Origin of the sequence: Salinibacterium sp. NG22 (genome assembly GCF_015864925.1) — a bacterium.
Taxonomy (GTDB): Bacteria; Actinomycetota; Actinomycetes; order Actinomycetales; family Microbacteriaceae; genus Rhodoglobus.
Map to the genome: position 1 here is coordinate 470,511 of NZ_JADYWG010000002.1, position 18,808 is coordinate 489,318.

Annotated in this window: 12 protein-coding genes; all 12 read right to left on the reverse strand. The window is 61.0% G+C overall.

Features of this window, described 5'->3' with window-relative positions; all coding sequences use genetic code 11:
- Nucleotides 1-19: 19 nt before the first annotated feature.
- The 12 genes from I6E81_RS11790 to I6E81_RS11845 all read right to left on the reverse strand — a co-directional run bounded on the left by I6E81_RS11790 (nucleotide 20) and on the right by I6E81_RS11845 (nucleotide 18,808).
- Entirely contained in the window at nucleotides 20-1,240 is a 1,221-nt protein-coding gene (locus tag I6E81_RS11790) for a sensor histidine kinase (RefSeq protein WP_197107957.1), read from the reverse strand.
- A 138-nt stretch (nucleotides 1,241-1,378) separates the two neighbouring features.
- A complete protein-coding gene (locus I6E81_RS11795) occupies nucleotides 1,379-2,854 on the reverse strand; it encodes a malate:quinone oxidoreductase (RefSeq protein ID WP_197107959.1) in 1,476 nt (491 codons plus the stop codon).
- A 20-nt stretch (nucleotides 2,855-2,874) separates the two neighbouring features.
- Nucleotides 2,875-3,546, reverse strand: a complete 672-nt coding sequence (locus I6E81_RS11800; protein WP_197107961.1) for an SGNH/GDSL hydrolase family protein — start codon at nucleotides 3,544-3,546, stop codon at nucleotides 2,875-2,877.
- Between the two features lie 76 nt (nucleotides 3,547-3,622).
- A complete protein-coding gene (locus tag I6E81_RS11805; protein WP_197107963.1) occupies nucleotides 3,623-4,312 on the reverse strand; it encodes an SGNH/GDSL hydrolase family protein in 690 nt (229 codons plus the stop codon).
- Nucleotides 4,313-4,350: 38 nt separating this feature from the next.
- Nucleotides 4,351-5,415, reverse strand: a complete 1,065-nt coding sequence (locus tag I6E81_RS11810) for an aspartate-semialdehyde dehydrogenase (RefSeq protein WP_197107972.1) — start codon at nucleotides 5,413-5,415, stop codon at nucleotides 4,351-4,353.
- A gap of 73 nt (nucleotides 5,416-5,488) precedes the next feature.
- Nucleotides 5,489-6,754: an aspartate kinase gene (locus I6E81_RS11815; protein WP_197107974.1), complete on the reverse strand. Its 1,266-nt coding sequence runs from the start codon at nucleotides 6,752-6,754 to the stop codon at nucleotides 5,489-5,491.
- Nucleotides 6,755-6,847: 93 nt separating this feature from the next.
- Nucleotides 6,848-7,447 carry a recombination mediator RecR gene (gene recR / locus I6E81_RS11820; protein ID WP_197107976.1) on the reverse strand — a complete coding sequence of 200 codons (600 nt, stop codon included), beginning with the start codon at nucleotides 7,445-7,447 and terminating at the stop codon, nucleotides 6,848-6,850.
- Nucleotides 7,448-7,450: 3 nt separating this feature from the next.
- Nucleotides 7,451-9,649 carry a DNA polymerase III subunit gamma and tau gene (locus I6E81_RS11825; protein WP_197107978.1) on the reverse strand — a complete coding sequence of 733 codons (2,199 nt, stop codon included), beginning with the start codon at nucleotides 9,647-9,649 and terminating at the stop codon, nucleotides 7,451-7,453.
- Nucleotides 9,650-9,932: 283 nt separating this feature from the next.
- Nucleotides 9,933-13,118 carry an IPT/TIG domain-containing protein gene (locus I6E81_RS11830; protein ID WP_197107986.1) on the reverse strand — a complete coding sequence of 1,062 codons (3,186 nt, stop codon included), beginning with the start codon at nucleotides 13,116-13,118 and terminating at the stop codon, nucleotides 9,933-9,935.
- Nucleotides 13,119-13,362: 244 nt separating this feature from the next.
- Complete coding sequence (locus I6E81_RS11835) at nucleotides 13,363-15,363, reverse strand: acyltransferase family protein (protein WP_197107988.1); 2,001 nt, start codon at nucleotides 15,361-15,363, stop codon at nucleotides 13,363-13,365.
- 208 nt (nucleotides 15,364-15,571) lie between these two features.
- Nucleotides 15,572-17,572, reverse strand: a complete 2,001-nt coding sequence (locus I6E81_RS11840) for an acyltransferase family protein (protein WP_197107990.1) — start codon at nucleotides 17,570-17,572, stop codon at nucleotides 15,572-15,574.
- A 114-nt stretch (nucleotides 17,573-17,686) separates the two neighbouring features.
- The gene (locus tag I6E81_RS11845) at nucleotides 17,687-18,808 is read right to left on the reverse strand and encodes an acetate/propionate family kinase (RefSeq protein WP_197107992.1); all 1,122 of its coding nucleotides are present in this window, start codon (nucleotides 18,806-18,808) and stop codon (nucleotides 17,687-17,689) included.

The following is an 18,808-nucleotide window of genomic DNA, read 5'->3' on the forward strand; positions in this document are numbered from 1 at the left end:
TCCGTGTCCGCTAGCGCCGTCACTGGATTGCACTCGCGGTGAGGGCTGGCGCGTCTTCGCCGACAGGCACGCGAATCATCACGGAGGTGCCGAGCTCCGGAGTCGACCAGACGTGAACAGTCCCGGAGACAATTTCAATGCGGCGGCGAACAGACTGCCGCAATCCGAGTCGGTCAGCACCAGTTTCTGCTTCATTGAAGCCCTTGCCCGCATCGACCACGAGCACGCTTACTTCATGGTCAGACCCGAAGATGGCGACTTCCGCCTGCATCACACCCGAGTGCTTAATTACGTTGACGAGACACTGCTTGACGGCGGGCCCCAGTGCAGCATCACCTCGAGCATCCAGTCGAGACAATGCGGTCAGATCGCCGGTCACTTCCACGACTAACTCCAAAGCGCGCACCTCAGTAATCGCCGCGAGGAGTGCACTGTTCTGCCAATCGTGCCTCACGCTGTCCGTTGAGTCGAGCGTCGCCTCTGAGAGCCACTCCTCGCCCACCAACACTTCAAGGTCACGCTTGATGTCACGCTGAAGTTTCGGATTCATCGCGCCAAACGGAGCATTCGCAATGGCGGCAAGATGCCCGAGAACAGTGTCGTGCATGACAGCAGCGGAAGTAGCTTCGATGCCGTAACGGAGGCTCGCGAACTCATCGTCGCGGGCCGCACGGTGCAAATGCGATTGCACCCGTCGCACCCCACGTTGGCTGAGCCGCAAAATAACGAGCACTGCTACGACTGCCACGTAAACAACTACAGGCGCCGGGTGCGGATGCACGTAGCCCTGCCACTGCAGCGAGGCCAAAGCCACGGCACCCTGTGAGACGCCGAGCCCTACCGTGCACCAGAGGATGCTCCATCCCACGGTGCGACTCGCGCCGCCGACGAGCATGAGAGCGATTCCGACCAGGTTGAGCAAGTAATGGCCGACGACGCCCACTGGTTGCAGTTGCGAGATGACGGTGAGAGAGAACCAATAAACTGCCGGACCGCCGATCACTAGGTGCGCGACCGTAAAGAACACGGTGCGATAGCGATTGACGAGTGTGATCGTGACGAAAAGCGGAATCAGCGCGATCGCAGCCGGCAGGAGGTAGCGGGAGGGGTCTCCGGCGTACAGGGTCACAACGCCGACGAAAGCGAGGGAGAAACAAATGAATGCAACAGTGTTGATTGCTCGCGCGAAGGCACGGCTCACACTCTCCTTGCGCAGATGGGCTGGCAAGCCAATAGACATGCATGCCCCCATTCGTCGCGCCGTGAATGCACAAGCTCCAGTATGGCAGCATTCGGGGTACGAACTGTACCCCGCGTGCGGGGTACAGTTGAGGCCAATGGCCCACTAAACGGGGGACAAACAGTTCGTGCGGGCTGCCTACGGGTTGATGTGAAGCGCCGTCGCCGTGCGCGTGATCGTCTCCCGCGCCAGTTCGGGCGAGTCAGCAAGCTGCTGACCGAACGTCGGGATCATCTTCTCGATCTTCGGACGCCACTCATCCATGCGCTCCGGGAAGCACTTCTCCACCAGACCGAGCATGATCGGAACGGCCGTGGAGGCTCCCGGCGATGCTCCGAGCAGGCCAGCAATGCTGCCATCGGCGGAGGACACAACCTCGGTGCCGAACTGCAAGACACCGATCTTCTTCGGGTCTTTCTTCATGACCTGCACGCGCTGCCCAGCCGTAATGCTGTACCAATCTTCTGGCTTGGCATTGGGCACGAATGCCTTGAGCTCTTCGAACTTGGTCTCGGGGCTCGCCATCAGCTGCCCAACCAAGTACTTGACGAGAGAAAGGTTGCTGAGCCCGGCGGCGACCATCGGGAGCACGTTGTGCCAGCGGATGGAGGCAAAGAGGTCGAGAACTGAACCGGTCTTCAAGAACTTGGGGCTGAATCCGGCGTAGGGGCCGAACATGAGGCTGCCCTCCCCCTCCACGACACGAAGGTCGAGGTGAGGAACCGACATGGGCGGCGAACCAACAGCGGCCTTGCCGTAGACCTTGGCGCTGTGGGCGGCCACGATCTCAGGGTTGTCTGTGCGGAGGAACTCGCCACTGACGGGGAACCCGCCGAAGCCACGGATCTCTTTGATGCCTGACTTCTGCAGAAGGTTGAGAGCGTAACCGCCAGCACCCACGAAGACGAAACGTGCGGTCACAGGCTCGACAGGAGTGCCGCCGATGTCGTGACGAAGCTTGAGCTTCCAGAGGCCGTCGCGCTGTTTCGTGAGGTTCGTGACCAGGATGCCCGTGTTGAGCTCAGCGCCCGACTCCACGAGGTTGTCGACGAGATAGTGCGAGAGCGCGCCAAAGTCGACGTCTGTGCCTGAAGCAATATGGGTTGCGGCTACGGGCTCTGACTTGAGGCGACCTGGCATCATGAGCGGCGCCCAGCCGTGAATGACCGCAGGGTCTTCGCTGTATTCCATGCCCGCGAAGAGCGGGTGATCCTTGAGCGCTTCGAAACGCTTGCGAAGATACTCAACGTTCGTCTCGCCCCACACGAAGCTCATGTGCGGGGTCGCGTTGATGAACGACTCGGGTTCGGGCAACGCTCCCTCGTCGACGAGGTACGACCAGAACTGACGTGACACCTGGAACTGCTCGTTGACTTTCACCGCACTCGAAATCTCGATAGAGCCATCGCTCTTTTGCGGGGTGTAATTGAGCTCGCACAGCGCGGAATGTCCGGTGCCAGCGTTGTTCCACGGATTCGAACTCTCCAGGGCAAGATCGCCCAAGCGTTCGAAAATCTGGATCTCCCAGTCAGGCTGCAATTGCTTCAACAGCGTTCCGAGGGTGGCACTCATAATTCCGCCGCCGATAAGCGCGACGTCGACGGTTTTCTTCACAACTCCACTTTAGCCTTCTGTTAGAGACCCACAGTGCGAAGAGCCTGATCCATCTCTGTCGCCAGCGCGGCGTAACCCTCATCGTTGGGATGCAAGCCGTCGCTGGCCATCCACTCGGGGTGACCTTCGATCCAGTGCGAGGCTCCCGGAATGTAGTCAGCACCGATGTCGGATGCCGCAGCCTCAACCCAGCCGATGATCGTTTCCACCGACTCTGGGCGTTCATCCGTGTACCAGAACGGCTCAACAACAATGAAGCGGGCATCCGGAAGCGCGGTTGTCAGCCGGTCGAAATCCGCTGATATTTGAGTGCGGATGTCGCTGGCTCGGGCATCGAAGCTGAAGTTGTCGTTGAGGCCCATCGTCACGATCACGATGTCTGGGGCATCCGCGATGATCAGGCTCGGCAGGTCGCCATCACCGAACGTGCTGCGGTTGTTGATAAAGCCGAGCCCGTTTTCGCTCGGATTGAACTCGCTCCACCCGCGCTGCTGGCTGATCACCGTCGACCACCGGTTCTCGGATGCCGACGCTCCGGTGCCGAGAGTGTAGGAGTCACCATAGAAAGCGACGCGAACGTCGTTGGGGTCGCGTTCGGTTGCGGGCTCCTCGGAGCTGCAGGCAGAGAGGCTGAGGGCTGCTGCAACCACAACGGTCGTCGCGATAATGCGGGCTACTGAATCGAACTTCATGGAAGGAGTTCGGCGCGGGCGGCCTAAACGGTTGCTGTGGCTTAGAGCGCGGGAGAACATGAGCGGTTCACGAGAGCTAGCGCCCTAGGTCGCGAAGGGCGAGATCCATCTGGGTTGCGATCGCCGCATGACCCGCATCGTTGGGATGCAGGTTGTCGTCGGACATCCACTCCGGATGCCCCGTGAGCCAATAGGACGCCCCCGAGATGTAATCGGCGCCGGCCTCAGCCGCAGCGTCGCGCACCCACGAAATGATCACGCCGACCGAAGCGGGGCGCTGGGTTTTGTACCAGAACGGTTCAACGACAATGATCTGGGCATCCGGAAGCTGCGTCACGAGTCGCTCGAAATCACTCAGGATCTGGCCGGGCAGCTCGTCGGCATAGGCGTCATAGGCGAAGTTGTCGTTGAGCCCCATCGTGACGATGACGACGTCGGGGTCGTCCGAAATAATGAGGCCAGGAAGGTCGCCGTCGCCGAACTCCGTGCGGTTGCGCATGAACCCAAGACCGCTCACGCTCGGGTTGAACTCGCTCCAGCCCTGCTGGCTGCTGAGAAGCGTCGACCAGCGCAGTTGCTCCGCTGATGCTCCTGTTCCCCGTGTGTACGAGTCGCCGTAGAAAGCGACCCGGAGAGCATCGGAATCAGCCGCCGCCACGACGACAGGCTCCGTCGAGGACGCGCTCGTCGCGCACCCCGCAAGACCCACCGTGACGGAGACCGCGATCATCGCAATGATCGTGCGGGCTGCGGAACCAAAGGTCATACGGGAAGTTCGGAGCGGCGGGCAGTAATGCGTGCCCGCTAAACCGATGCCTTCGCGAGAAGCTTCGCGGCAACGAGCTCCGCGATCTGCACCGCATTGAGAGCGGCACCCTTGCGGAGGTTGTCATTGCTGATGAACAGCGCGAGGCCGCGACCGTTCGGCACGCCCTCATCCGTGCGGATGCGACCCACAAAGCTGGGGTCGGCGCCGGCAGCGTCGAGAGGCGTCGGGATGTCGCTCAGGCTGACACCCGGAGCATCCGCCAGCAATTCCTTCGCCCGCTCGGGGCTCAAGGGCTTAGCGAATTCGGCGTTGATCGACAACGAATGACCGGTGAAGACTGGGACGCGAACGCACGTGCCACTGACCAGCAGGCCGGGCAGTTCGAGAATCTTGCGGCTCTCGTTGCGCAGCTTCTTCTCTTCGTCGGTCTCGTTGAGTCCATCATCGACAATGTTGCCCGCAAACGGAACAACGTTGAACGCAATGTTCTTGGGGAACTTGTTCGGGGCCGGCATCGTGACGGCCGCGCCATCCTCGACGAGTCCCATCGTGTTTTGGGCGACCGCAGCAGCAGCCTGCTCGAGTAGCTCTTCGCCACCGGCAAGGCCAGCGCCAGACACAGCCTGGTAAGTGCTCACGATCAAGCGCTCAAGACCGGCTTCGGCATCCAGAACCTTCAACACCGGCATCGCTGCCATCGTCGTGCAGTTTGGGTTCGCAATGATGCCCTTAACGGCCTGGTCAATCGCGTGCGGATTGACCTCGCTGACGACCAGCGGAACCTCAGGGTCCATGCGCCAGCCCGACGAGTTATCGATCACAGTAACGCCAGCCGCAGCAAAACGCGGAGCCTGCGCCAGCGACGTGGTGGCACCGGCCGAGAAAATGGCAACGTCAAGGCCCGTGGGATCAGCAACAGACGCATCTTCAACGGTGATCTGCTCACCCTTGAACGGCAACGTCGTTCCGGCACTGCGAGCGGACGCGAAGTAGCGAATCTCCGCTACCGGAAAATCACGCTCTTCCAACAGACGACGCACAACAGCGCCAACCTGACCCGTTGCACCAACAACACCAATACGGATGCCTGCGTTACTCATGAGTACCTCTACCTACAGTTTGTATTCGCCACACTAGCGCCGAACAATTAACGATTGAGACCGCGAAGAGCGGTTAGCGACCTGTGCCCGCATGAACAACAGCCTCTTCGTCACCATCGAGACCGAACGCGGTGTGCACAACACGCACCGCCTGGGCGACCGTATCCGCACGCGTCACTACAGAAATGCGAATCTCGCTCGTGGAGATCATTTCCATGTTGATGCCCGCCTCGAACAGAGCCGTGAACAGTCGAGCCGACACTCCAGCGTTGGTGCGCATGCCGCCGCCGACCACGGAGAGCTTTCCGATCTGGTCATCGTGCTGCAGCGACTCGAAGCCAACCTCTTCTTGATTGAAGGTCAACGCGCGGAGCACATCTTCGGCATCCGACTTCTTCAGAGTGAAGGAGATGTCGGTGCGACCCGTGGCTGCCTCAGAAACGTTCTGAACGATCATGTCGATGTTGGCATTAGCGGTGGCCACAATCGTGAAGATCTGTGCGGCCTTTCCTGGAACGTCAGGAACTCCTACCACCGTGATCTTCGCTTCGCTCAGATCGGAGGCAACACCTGTGATGATTGCTTCTTCCACGCTCTCTCCATCCTTCGGATTGACTACCAACGTGCCAGTCTTGTTATTGAACGACGACCGCACGTGAATCGTTACCCCGTGTCGGCGCGCATATTCCACTGCGCGCACGTCGAGAACCTTGGCCCCTGCCGCAGCAAGCTCCAACATCTCTTCGCTCGTGACGACGTCGACCTTGCCCGCGGACTTCACGATGCGGGGATCAGCCGTAAAAATGCCATCAACGTCGGTATAAATTTCACAGGTCTCGGCGCCGAGGGCGGCGGCGAGGGCTACCGCAGTGGTGTCCGAGCCACCGCGACCGAGAGTCGTAATGTCTCCGGTACCGCGGTTGAATCCTTGGAAGCCTGCGACGATCGCGATCGCACCGTCATCGAGGGCTTCTTTGACGCGGCGAGGAGAAACCTCCACGATGCGCGCGGCACCGTGTTGAGCATCCGTGACCATTCCGGCCTGGCTACCGGTGTAGCTGCGGGCATCGACGCCCAAACTCTTGATGGCCATCGCGAGCAGCGCCATCGAAATTCGTTCGCCTGCGGTGAGCAGCATGTCGAGCTCACGGCCGGTCGGCACTGGCACGACTTGTACGGCGAGGTCGAAGAGTTCGTCGGTGGTGTCACCCATGGCTGAGACGACGACAACAACGTCGTTTCCGGCCTTGCGGGTCTCGACAATGCGCTTGGCGACGCGCTTGATACTCTCAGCGTCGGCAACGGACGAGCCACCGAACTTCTGAACGATGAGGCTCATTGTTCTCCTGAAGCGTGGTTGATCGGGCAGCTGGTGCCCAAAATGCGAGTCTAACGGTGCCAGCACCATCCGCCGCAGTTCATTACGGGAGCGCTAGTTGTCGATCGTTCGACGACCTTCAAATGCACGGCCGAGGGTTACCTCGTCGGCATATTCCAAATCTCCGCCAACCGGAAGCCCGGATGCGAGGCGCGAAATACGAAGGTTGGGTTGAACGAGAAGCCGCGTGAGATAGGTAGCGGTTGCTTCACCTTCGAGATTGGGGTCGGTCGCGATGATGACTTCTGTGACGACGCCGTCAGCTAACCGGCCCAACAGCTGCTTGATGCGCAACTGGTCGGGACCAATTCCATCGATGGGGCTGATAGCTCCACCGAGTACATGATACAGCCCGTGGAATTCGCGAGTGCGCTCGATAGCGACGACGTCTTTCGCCTCTTCGACAACACAAATCGTGGCCGGCGAGCGCCGAGCATCCCGACAAATTGAACACGTGTCGTGCTCGGTGACGTTGCCGCAAATGGCGCAAAAATGCACTTTGTCGCGGATGTCGTTGAGCAGTTCTGCAAGCCGACGAACATCAAAACTTTCGGTCTGCAAAATGTGGAACGCGATGCGCTGAGCAGACTTGGGCCCGATGCCGGGAAGCCGACCGAGCTCGTCGATCAGTTCTTGAACAATTCCGTCGTACACGGGTTACTCGTCTCTCGGCTGCGGCACCACACGAGGCGCCACTTGCTCTTCTTCGATAAAGGTTGCGTTCAGCAGTTCGCGCACAACGGATTCGCCATAACGCGAACGATCCATTTGCGCTGCCGTTGCCGACATCGCTGCTTTCGCCATTGATTCTGGCGGGGCTGGGGGTGCAGCAGCTGCCGCTTCTGCCAGCCGGTCGGCCGTCGGCTTCTTCGCCGCTTGCTGGGCCTGCTGCGCTTGCGCGTTAGCAGTGCGTTGTGCTGCAGCGCCACCGCGTGCTGCAGAAGGATCGCCTTCAGGTTCTGGCTCGGACTCAGGGATAGCCGCTACAGCCCATCCCCCGGGTTCACGATCTTCGGCCGGCGCAGGTTCCTCAGGCTCGGGGCCCTCATCAACGGCGGGCACGGTGCGCTGCGGCGAGCGCGGCTGAGCCGTAGGTTCCGGCGACATCTCGGGCGCGGGCATCCGCGATTCTTGCTGCGGTGCTGCCGCGGCGGGACGACCTGCGGGCGGCGCTGACGGCGCACCCTCAACCTTGGCGATGAACGCGGGCTCGAAACCGAGCACGTGCACCACGGCCTTCTTGAGATAGTCGCCGACTCCTTCGCCAGGAGCACTGCGCTGCTTGAGAGCATCGACGTCACGTTGGCTGGGGAACGAGAGCACCAAAATCTTGTCATCGCGCAGCTCGAGAGGCTTCGCAGTGAATACCACCATCCAGGCGGTGCGCTTGAGATTTTCGACAACATCGAGAATCTCGGGCCAGGCGTCTCTCACCTGCTGAATCGACACGGGCGTCGTGCGCGGTGCAGCGGGGGCGGAGAGACCCGTGTTGGATGCTGCGGGCGCGGGCGGCGAGGAAGCGGCTGCGGGCGCAGCTGCTGGTGCCACCGATGTCGCGGCAGGTGTCTCAGGTGCCGACGCGCGTGGAGCCTCCGCACCGGGACGTTCAGCCGGTGCAGCCGCAGAGGCAGGGGCCGCAGCGCGCGACGGTGCCGCGCTCGCAGCGGGAGCAGCCGCGATGGGTGCGTCACCCTCTATGCCAATACGACGCTCGAGGCGCTCGACCCGGGCCAGAGCACCACGTTGCGTGTTATCGCTTGCGGGAACCAAAATGCGCGCGATCATGAGCTCGAGATGAAGCCGCGGTGAGGTTGCACCGGTCATTTCAGAAAGAGCCGCGTTGATCACATCGGCTGCACGCGATAGCTCAGCAGCGCCGAGCGTATGGGCTTGCTGCGCCATGCGCTCAAGCTGATCTTGCGGGATGCCACGCAGCACGGAGGCCGCGTTGTCTGCAGTTGCCGCAACAACGATGAGGTCGCGCATCCGCTCTAGAAGGTCTTCGACGAAACGACGCGGATCTTGACCGGTCTGGATGACGCGGTCGACCGACGAGAACGCAGCGGCAGCGTCGCCAGTGCCGAGAGCATCAATCACTTCGTCGAGTAGCTCAGCGTGGGTGTACCCCAGCAACGCAACGGCGCGTTCGTAACCGACCGTGGCGGTGTCGGAACCAGCGATGAGTTGGTCGAGCAGCGAGAGAGTGTCGCGCACCGAACCGCCACCGGCACGAACAACGAGCGGAAGCACTCCTGGCTCGACCTCGACGTTCTCGCTTTCACACAACTGCTGAACGTAGTCGAGCATCTGGGCAGGCGGAACCAAACGGAAGGGGTAGTGGTGGGTGCGCGAACGAATCGTGCCAATCACCTTGTCGGGCTCGGTAGTCGCGAAGATGAACTTCACGTGCTCCGGCGGCTCTTCAACAATCTTGAGCATCGCGTTGAAGCCCTGAGGCGTCACCATGTGCGCCTCGTCGAGAATGAAAATCTTGAAACGGTCGCGGGCCGGGGCAAACACGGCGCGCTCGCGCAAGTCACGGGCATCCTCAACACCGTTGTGGCTTGCCGCGTCAATCTCGACAACATCGAGCGAACCGCCACCATCACGTGACAGCTCTACACACGACGCACACACACCACAGGGAGTGTCGGTCGGGCCCTCGGCACAGTTGAGGCAGCGCGCCAAAATACGGGCGGATGTCGTCTTGCCACAGCCACGCGGACCACTGAACAGATACGCGTGATTGACCCGATCGGTGCGCAACGCTGTGCGCAGCGGATCGGTCACTTGAGATTGGCCGATGAGTTCAGCAAAAGTCTCGGGCCGGTATCGGCGATATAGGGCAGCAACCACGCCCCTAGCGTAGTCGTGCCCGCTGACGATCCCAACGCGCGCTGAGCGAACACGCGCAGCTCATGCTCTTCTCAACGTGTTTCGAAATCGACCAAACTACCCGGCCGCCGGTTCCGAATCATCTCTGGTCGGCTGGTTACCGACCACAGCCACACCTGATCCGTGGCATGCGTTACCCGAAAAGACGTGCAGGGCTCACCCGGGGGGTGGGAAAACCCTGCACGCACTTAGCTCTCGAGGCGAGTGAACGGGCGGCAGCGCTCCAGTGCGCTGCTGCCCCTATTCACGCGCGATGGCGCCCGGTGGGGCGTCGAGAAATCATGAGTAGTCCGCCGGCACCGATGAGGGCGACAGCGAGCCAAGCAACTAGGTAGCCGGACGAACCGGTGAAGGCGAGGCCGTCATCCGCGGCCGCCAGCGTCGTGAGTTCGAAGGTGAAGCCAGGAGTGCTGACCTCCAGCGCACCCGACGCGACCATCGCGGGAACCCACATCGCTTCGTGTTCCGGAGTGATCACGGTGGCGACTGTGTCACTCAGAACGGTGAAGTTGGAGCCCCACACAGCACCGAAGCGTGCACCGGTGGCGGCCGAGAATCCAGCTCCACGAAGCGTCACCAGAGTGCCGCCATCGTCGGGACCGACCAGCGGCGTCATCGACAGGACCACGGGGGCAACGACGTAGGTGAAGTCGCCGCCATCAGCATCGCCAATCGGATGCTGCACTACGACAGCCGCTGCGCCTTCAGAACCTGCAGGTGTGGTCACCGTGATTTCGGTATCGCTCACGACCGTGAACGACGTTCCGTCATCCCCATCAAAGGTCACTCCCGTTGCGCCGGTGAAGCCGGTGCCCGTGATCGTGACTTCTGTTCCGCCCGCCAGCGGGCCCTCATCGGGAGCGATCGAGGACACTGTCGGTGCGGCTTGATAGCTGAAAGTTCCCGGCGACGAATCGGATGGCGTGTTCTGCACGATGACGTCAACAACGCCAATAACGTGTGCCGGGGTAGAAACGGTGATCTCGGTGTCGCTCACCACAGTGAACGACGTTCCGTCATCCCCGTCAAAAGTGACGCCCGTTGCCCCGGTGAATCCCGTGCCGGTGATAGTCACGGCAGTGCCGCCCGCGACCGGGCCGATGTTCGGCGACAACGAGAAGATGATGGGCGCAGCGGTATAGGTGAAGTCACCCGCAGCAGCATTCCCAATCGGATGCTGCACGACAACCGCAATGGTTTCTGCAGCGTGCGCGGGGCTCGAGACGGTGATCTCGGTGTCGCTCACCACAGTGAACGACGTTCCGGCAGCCCCGTCGAAGGTAACCCCCGTGGAGCCCGTGAAACCGGTACCCGTAATCGTCACTTCAGTGCCGCCCGCGAGTGGGCCTTCGTTCGGCGTCAAGCCTGAGACCGTCGGTGCTCCGCGGTACGTGAAGGTTTCGGGAGCAGAGTCGCCGGCTGCTCGTTCGATAATCAGGTCGACAGCGCCTAGGGCATGCGCCGGGCTCGTCACCGTGATCTGAGTGTCGCTATCGACGGTGAATGACGTGCCGCCAGTCCCATCGAACGTGACGCCCGTGGCATCCGTGAATTCAGAGCCAGTGATGGTCACCACCGTGCCGCCCGCGATCGGGCCGAAGTGTGGTGTCAGGGATGAGACGAGAGGTACCGGCGTGTAGGTGAACTCGGCAGTATCCGAAGCACCCGCCGGATGTTGGATGATGACGTCTACGGTGCCCGCAGCATGCGCGGGACTCGTCACAGTGATCTCGGTGTCGCTCACGACGACGAAATCTGTGGCAGCAACGCCATCGAAAGTGACGCCGGTTGAGCCACCGAAGTCGGTACCGGTGATGGCGACCGCTGTGCCGCCGGTAGCCGGTCCGCTCGTCGGGTCAACATCGGCAATAGTCGGGCTAACCCCGACACTGTTGGGGCCGACGGCCGAGCGTGCGACATCCAGTTGGAGAAGCTCAGTTACCGGTCCCTGTGCGAGCAGGCCTACGCGAAGGGCAGTTTCTACGAACTCTTGGGCTGGTGCAACACCGAGCAGCTGCTGGTTGTTGACGGTGAGCGCGAGAACCGTGTCAAGAGCTTCGAGCACCGGGTTCAGGAGCGTCACTACTGGTGTGATGACACCGGTCTGGAGTCCATCAATGAACACCTTGAGTGCGGTGGTACTTGGATCCAGGAGGTCCGAAGCCAGCGGTGCGATGGCTGCGCCGACGATCGCGGTCGTGAGCGCGGAGATGTTTACGAGACCAGAGAGCGCTGAAATCCCGATAGTCGCCGTGGACGTGGCAATTTCGCCGAGGGTGCCATCAACGGTGACCTCGACAATCGATACAACACCAAGGACAGCTCCAAGGTCGAGACCCAACTCGACGGTGATGCTCACTTCGGCGGCCGTGAGCGCCGCCGTGACGGCATCTTCGACATTGTCAGCAAATTGCCCGACCAATGTTGTTACCGACGCTGTAATTGCAGCGAGCTCGGTGGACGTAAGAACAGAGGTGTCCACCGGCAGTCCTGACAGCGAACCGCCTTTGAGCTCCGCCAAGTCGACGATGATCTCACCCGTGCCGAAGTCGATTGTGACGGCGTCGGAGGTGAGCGGTGTGTACACGGGAGCCAGCGCAGCCGGCAGGTCGAGCGTCACACTTGCTGAGGTATCCCCCACAGAGAGCACGCCCAAGCTGCTGAGGGTGCTGAGAGCGATGCCGGAGACACCGCTCACTAGCGAGCCGCTGGGCCCAGCAACAGCATCAACAGCGCCGGACAGCGTCGAGGCCAGGCCGTTTACTGTGGCGCTCACTCCAGCAACAGTGTCGCTGGTGAGTCGAAGTTCGGCGCCCACGATCTCGTAGGAGCCTGCCGGTGCAGCGGGAGCTGCGACAGATGCCCGAGAGCTGGCTGCTCCAACCTCGAGGGAGAGCGCGGTCAACTCGCTCGCAAGATCGGTTCCCAAAGCCTCGGCGAGCCCTAAGGAAAGAGACGACGGTTGGTCTGTCAGATCGAAAAGGGAAGCCCCGATGTCTCCCGAGACATCAGCCAATCCTGTTGCAGCGATTGAGCTACCGTCATCCGCGGCGTGAGCAAACGTGCCGAGAACCCCAGCATCGGTGAGGGCGATAGGCACACCGATTCCGCCAGCGGTGGCGGTGACCGCCGCGAGCACGCCGACTCCGGAGGTGTCTGTTTGAAGAGCCTGCGTTCCATCGTTGCTCGCGGCTGATGCTCCGAGAAGTGCAATTTGCGCGGGGAGGAGTCCCGCAAGAAGCGTGCCAGACAAGAAAGTCGCATCCGCGGTTGAGCCATCACCCGCGACCGCGTGCGCCGGAGCGCCAGGAGAGAAGACAGAGAGCGTGACAAGCCCCGCAGCGGCGAACGTAGCAACGCTCGCGCGAATGGTGCGCGCCCGACCGCTCGCGCGCTTGTCTGTACCAAAAATTGGTTCCCTGAAAACCACAATGCCCCCCTGATCGCGAGACCGGTGCACCGAGTGCACACAGTCTCAACTCGAGTAGTGGTGAGCTACTCGCAGGGTGGTTGGCCCAACGTTGAGACCGCCCGAATTCGGTCTCGAAACCATAATAAAAGCTCACAGCTGGGCAATACAAGAGTCCACAATGGGGGACAAGAAAATTGGTCTATCGGGTTACAGCTTCAACCGATTCCCGTGCTAGGCGCAGTTCCGGATCGGCAACGGTCAGCTATCCGACGAGCTCCACAAGCATCTTACGAAGCTCTGGAACCTGGGTCATCGTCCAGGATCGCGTCAAGTGGTTGTAGTCCCGGTAGACCGGTATGTCACCATCCATGACCTTGCAGTATTCGTCACACAGCACGTCGTTAGTGGTGAAGAATGCATCGATTTCATGCCCAGCCATAGCTTCTCTCGCGACCTCTTGCAGCACGGCGGTCGCGTCTAATGCCTCATCCCGAGGTGAAGCGCAGCTCTCCGCAGTGGCTCCGGGCTCGACCAGACACGTACTGGGGTCGTAATCAACGCGAGGGTTGTCCTGAATGATGCCGACGCGAGGGCTCCACTGTTTGAACAGCGTCAAGGTCTCGTCGTAGGACGATCGCCACAGGTCGAGTTGCGCGGGGAGATCCAGTTCCCCGCCATCTGGCTCAACGATCCTGCCGTCATAAGCCTCTGCTTGAGAGATCAAGACCGCATCCGGCTCAATTTCTTGGATGATGGCTCGGGTCTCCTCGACAAACGACGGGCATCCTTCCGTGAACGTCCCCCGTGTGCTCACAGTGTCAGCTCCAATTGCCGCGCACGCGGTAAGCCAGCGAACCACCAGACGAATGTCTTCTTGCTTTGCCGCCTCCGCCAGAGCATCCTTCCACTGACCGGCATGTGAGTCACCGACCAGAACTACCGTGACGGGGCTATCAACCGCACCCATTTCGCACAGCGCGATGTCAAGAACCATCGTGGTCTCGCGATCGCACTCGGGAGCTGGCCTGTCGAGGCGCACATCTTGAAATACCGCGTACCGCTCCCCTGCATTGTTTCCCTGCACGATGGCACCGCCGACCGCTAACAGCCCGACAAGGGTGGCAGCACCGGCAGCGATAAACGTGCGCCGCAGCGATTGCGTTAGCGCGGGATTAAATCGAATCGGGTTCTCCACGAGGTAATACGTGAGGACTGCAGCACCCAAAGATGCGAGCGCCGCTGTGCCGAGGACCCATGAAGTTTGCGTCTCAAACGCCACTCCCGCCAAGACAATGAAGGGCCAGTGCCAGAGGTACCAGGAGTAGGACAACTTACCGACCCACTGCATCGGCGCTATCGCCAAGAGGCGAGCAGGCCAGACCTGAGTCTCGCCCTCTCGCGTACGACCGCCAAGAATGATCAGGATGGTTGCCACGACAGGCAGCAGCGCGGCGAAACCGGGGAATGGTGCCGCTTCCGTCAGCAGGAAGACAGTGCCAAGCAGCACGACTCCACCGACCACGATCATCGTCGCGCGAAGCGCCGGGGCTCCCAAGAATTTGGTCGACAGCATTGCGACTAAACCTGCCGCCGCGAATTCCCACGCTCGGGTGGGAAGCAGATAGAACGCTGCCGCCGGGGCGGTCTGGGTCCAGTAGAGCGAGAGAGCGAACGACAGCACGATCGTTACCGAGAATGCAACGAGGAGGATGCGCTGAATCGACACCCCACGGCGACGCGCAAAGGCGGCCGCGGCAATGATGAGGAGCGGCCACAGCACGTAGAACTGTTCTTCAACACCGAGCGACCACATGTGGAGGTACGGGCTCGGATCGCCGAGATCGACCGCAAAATAGTCAGTCGCTTGCTGCGCGAAAACAAAGTTGGAGATGTAGAGCAGGGCCGATCCGGCATCCCGCCCCAGTGTCGACCACTGCAGCGGAGAAAGTATCCACAGAGCAAGCGGTAGCGTCACGAGAATCATCAGCACCGATGCGGGCAGGAGCCGTCGCACTCGTTTCGCCCAGAACTGCGCAACGTTCACGCGGCTCGTTGCGGTGACCTCGCGCACGAGGTTCGTGGTGATCAAGAACCCCGAAATGACGAAGAAGACATCCACGCCGATGAAGCCGCCGCTGAATCCGGGGAAACCAGCATGGAAAGCGACAACGGGGCCGATGGCAAGGACCCTGAGCCCGTTAATGTCTCCGCGAAACCAATGAGCTGGCCGCGCAGCGGAACTGCTGCTCCGAACTTGTGACACGTTTCCCCTGCCTTGCCCGGCCTGCCCGAACCGTCGGCAGACTATCACTCCGCCGGGCGAAGAGTTGTCTAATCCTCGCAGCGCCGCCGCGGAAGTACCCGCACGGCTCGTCGTCTATCGGGCTACAGCTTCAACTGATTCCCGTGCTATATCCAGTTCCTCGCCTGCTTGAACGTTCTATCGAGAAGCTCGCACTGATGCTCAGCCCCTAACGGACCAAACTCGCGAGAAACGCCCGCAGCTCAGGAACCTGCGTCATGGTCCACTGGCGAGATAGGTGGTTGTAGTCCTGATAGACGGGCACGCCATCGTCCATCACTTTGCAAATATCGCTGCAAAGCGTGTCATTCGTCGTGAATACAAAACTTACCTGGCTATCCGAGATCACCGACATGGAAGCGGCCTGCAATACCGCGGTCCCGTCGAGAGCTTCGTCTCGAGGGGATGCGCAACTCTCCGCCGTCGAGCCAGCGCGAACCAAACACGTGTTTGGGTCGTAGTCCAGACGTGGGTTGTCTTGAATGAACCCTGTGCTTGGGGTCACTGACGAAAGCGCACTGAGCGTCCGGGAGAACGAGTCTTTCCAGAGCGCAATTTCCTCGGCCGACGACAGTTCCTCACCCTGTGCATTTATGATTCGGCCGTCGTAAGCCTCCGCTTGCGCGATTACCACAGCGTCAGGCTGCAAGGTTTCGAGAACCATGGCGGTGTCGCTGACGAAGGGAGGACATTCAACAGTCCAGACGCCATTCGAGTTCACAGTGTCGATGCCAATAGCGGGGCACGACCTGAACCAGCGGACAACAAGCCGGATGTTTTCCTGCTCGGCAGCTTCGCCCAGAGCCTCTTTCCATTGCCCTGCATGGGAGTCCCCGATGAGGGCAATTGTCGTCGTGCTTTCGAGAGCGCCCATTTCACAGAGCGTGACACCGTCAACCACTGTGCTGCTGCGGTCACAGTCATGATTGGGTCGCTCTGACCGCGCTTGTTCGATAGTGCCAAACTTTTCTGCGGCAATCCCTCCCTGCACATAGCTACCGACCGCCGCCGCTAACCCAAGCGCTGTAACAGTTGCTGCAGCGATAAACGTGCGCCGCAGCGATTGCGTCAGCGCGGGACTAAATCGAATCGGGTTCTCTACGAGGTAATACGTGAGGACTGCAGCACCCAAAGATGCGAGCGCCGCTGTGCCAAGGACCCATGAAGTTTGCGTCTCAAACGCCACTCCCGCCAAGACAATGAAGGGCCAGTGCCAGAGGTACCAGGAGTAGGACAACTTACCGACCCACTGCATCGGCGCTATCGCCAAGAGGCGAGCAGGCCAGACCTGAGTCTCGCCCTCTCGCGTACGACCGCCAAGAATGATCAGGATGGTTGCCACGACAGGCAGCAGCGCGGCGAAACCGGGGAATGGTGCCGCTTCCGTCAGCAGGAAGACAGTGCCAAGCAGCACGACTCCACCGACCACGATCATCGTCGCGCGAAGCGCCGGGGCTCCCAAGAATTTGGTCGACAGCATTGCGACTAAACCTGCCGCCGCGAATTCCCACGCTCGGGTGGGAAGCAGATAGAACGCTGCCGCCGGGGCGGTCTGGGTCCAGTAGAGCGAGAGAGCGAACGACAGCACGATCGTTACCGAGAATGCAACGAGGAGGATGCGCTGAATCGACACCCCACGGCGACGCGCAAAGGCGGCCGCGGCAATGATGAGGAGCGGCCACAGCACGTAGAACTGTTCTTCAACACCGAGCGACCACATGTGGAGGTACGGGCTCGGATCGCCGAGATCGACCGCAAAATAGTCAGTCGCTTGCTGCGCGAAAACAAAGTTGGAGATGTAGAGCAGGGCCGATCCGGCATCCCGCCCCAGTGTCGACCACTGCAGCGGAGAAAGTATCCACAGAGCAAGCGGTAGCGTCACGAGAATCATCAGCACCGATGCGGGCAGGAGCCGTCGCACTCGTTTCGCCCAGAACTGCGCAACGTTCACGCGGCTCGTTGCGGTGACCTCGCGCACGAGGTTCGTGGTGATCAAGAACCCCGAAATGACGAAGAAGACATCCACGCCGATGAAGCCGCCGCTGAATCCGGGGAAACCAGCATGGAAAGCGACAACGGGGCCGATGGCAAGGACCCTGAGCCCGTTAATGTCTCCGCGAAACCAATGAGCTGGCCGCGCAGCGGAACTGCTGCTCCGAACTTGTGACACGTTTCCCCTGCCTTGCCCGGCCTGCCCGAACCGTCGGCAGACTATCACTCCGCCGGGCGAAGAGTTGTCTAATCCTCGCAGCGCCGCCGCGGAAGTACCCGCACGGCTCGTCGTCTATCGGGCTACAGCTTCAACCGATTCCCGTGCTATCTGCAGTTCTTCGTTCGTCGGAATGACGAGAACCTTCACGCGCGAATCGGATGCCGAGATGACGCGCTCGCCACGATTGGCTGCGGCGTTAGCAGCGATATCCATCTCGATCCCAAACGATTCGAGACCCTCGACCGTCGCGAGGCGCGTGTTGGCGTTGTTCTCACCGACGCCCGCGGTGAACACGACGGCGTCCGCTCCGCCAAGGGCCACGAGGTACGCCCCCAAGTAGTGACGCAACCGGTGGTAGTAAACACCGAGCGCTGCCTGCGCCTGCTCATCGCCAGCATCCGCCTTCGATTGCACATCGCGCATGTCTCCGGTGCCGGTCATGCCGAGCAATCCACTCTCACGGTTGAGCAAGTGGTCTAGTCCGGGGAGGTCCATTCCGGCCCGGCCGAGATGAAAAAGTGCCCCAGGATCGATGTTGCCCGAGCGGGTGCCCATCACGAGCCCCTCGAGCGGAGTCATGCCCATTGACGTGTCGACGCTGCGACCACCATCGATCGCGCACACGGATGCTCCATTGCCCAGGTGAAACACGATCATCCTGAGATCGGCGAGATCTTTGCCCAGGACTGCGGCCGTCCGCTCCGAAACGTACCGATACGAGGTGCCATGAAAACCGTAGCGACGGATGCCGTGCACTCGGGCCAGTTCCGTATTGATCGCGTACGTGTAGGCGTGGGGTGGCAGTGTGCCATGGAATGCGGTGTCGAAAATCGCCACATGAGGCACGGTCGAGAACGTCGCTCGCGCTGCGCGAATGCCCTTCAGATTGGCGGGGTTGTGCAATGGCGCCAGCACTGAAATCTCTTCAAGTCGGTCCTCGACCTCATCGGTGATCACGGTCGCCTGTGTGAACTCGGCTCCCCCGTGAACAACGCGGTGGCCAACGACGGCCGGATGCTCGTCCCCGAGCTCCGCAAGGATCTGCCGCATCCCGTCGTCGTGGTCCGCTGCGCCTCCGCCGGGTTCCCCGATGCGTTCCACGATGCCGCCGCTATAGACGGAACCGGACTCGGCATCGAGCAGTTCCCATTTGATCGACGATGAACCGGAGTTCACCACGAAGACGGTTGTCAT

What these genes read in the sequence shown, in the direction of transcription:
- I6E81_RS11790 (WP_197107957.1), bottom strand. Translation starts at nt 1,240, where the DNA reads ATGTCTATTGGCTTGCCAGCCCATCTGCGCAAGGAGAGTGTGAGCCGT.
- I6E81_RS11800 (WP_197107961.1), bottom strand. Translation starts at nt 3,546, where the DNA reads ATGAAGTTCGATTCAGTAGCCCGCATTATCGCGACGACCGTTGTGGTT.
- I6E81_RS11805 (WP_197107963.1), bottom strand. Translation starts at nt 4,312, where the DNA reads ATGACCTTTGGTTCCGCAGCCCGCACGATCATTGCGATGATCGCGGTC.
- I6E81_RS11810 (WP_197107972.1), bottom strand. Translation starts at nt 5,415, where the DNA reads ATGAGTAACGCAGGCATCCGTATTGGTGTTGTTGGTGCAACGGGTCAG.
- I6E81_RS11815 (WP_197107974.1), bottom strand. Translation starts at nt 6,754, where the DNA reads ATGAGCCTCATCGTTCAGAAGTTCGGTGGCTCGTCCGTTGCCGACGCT.
- I6E81_RS11845 (WP_197107992.1), bottom strand. Translation starts at nt 18,808, where the DNA reads ATGACAACCGTCTTCGTGGTGAACTCCGGTTCATCGTCGATCAAATGG.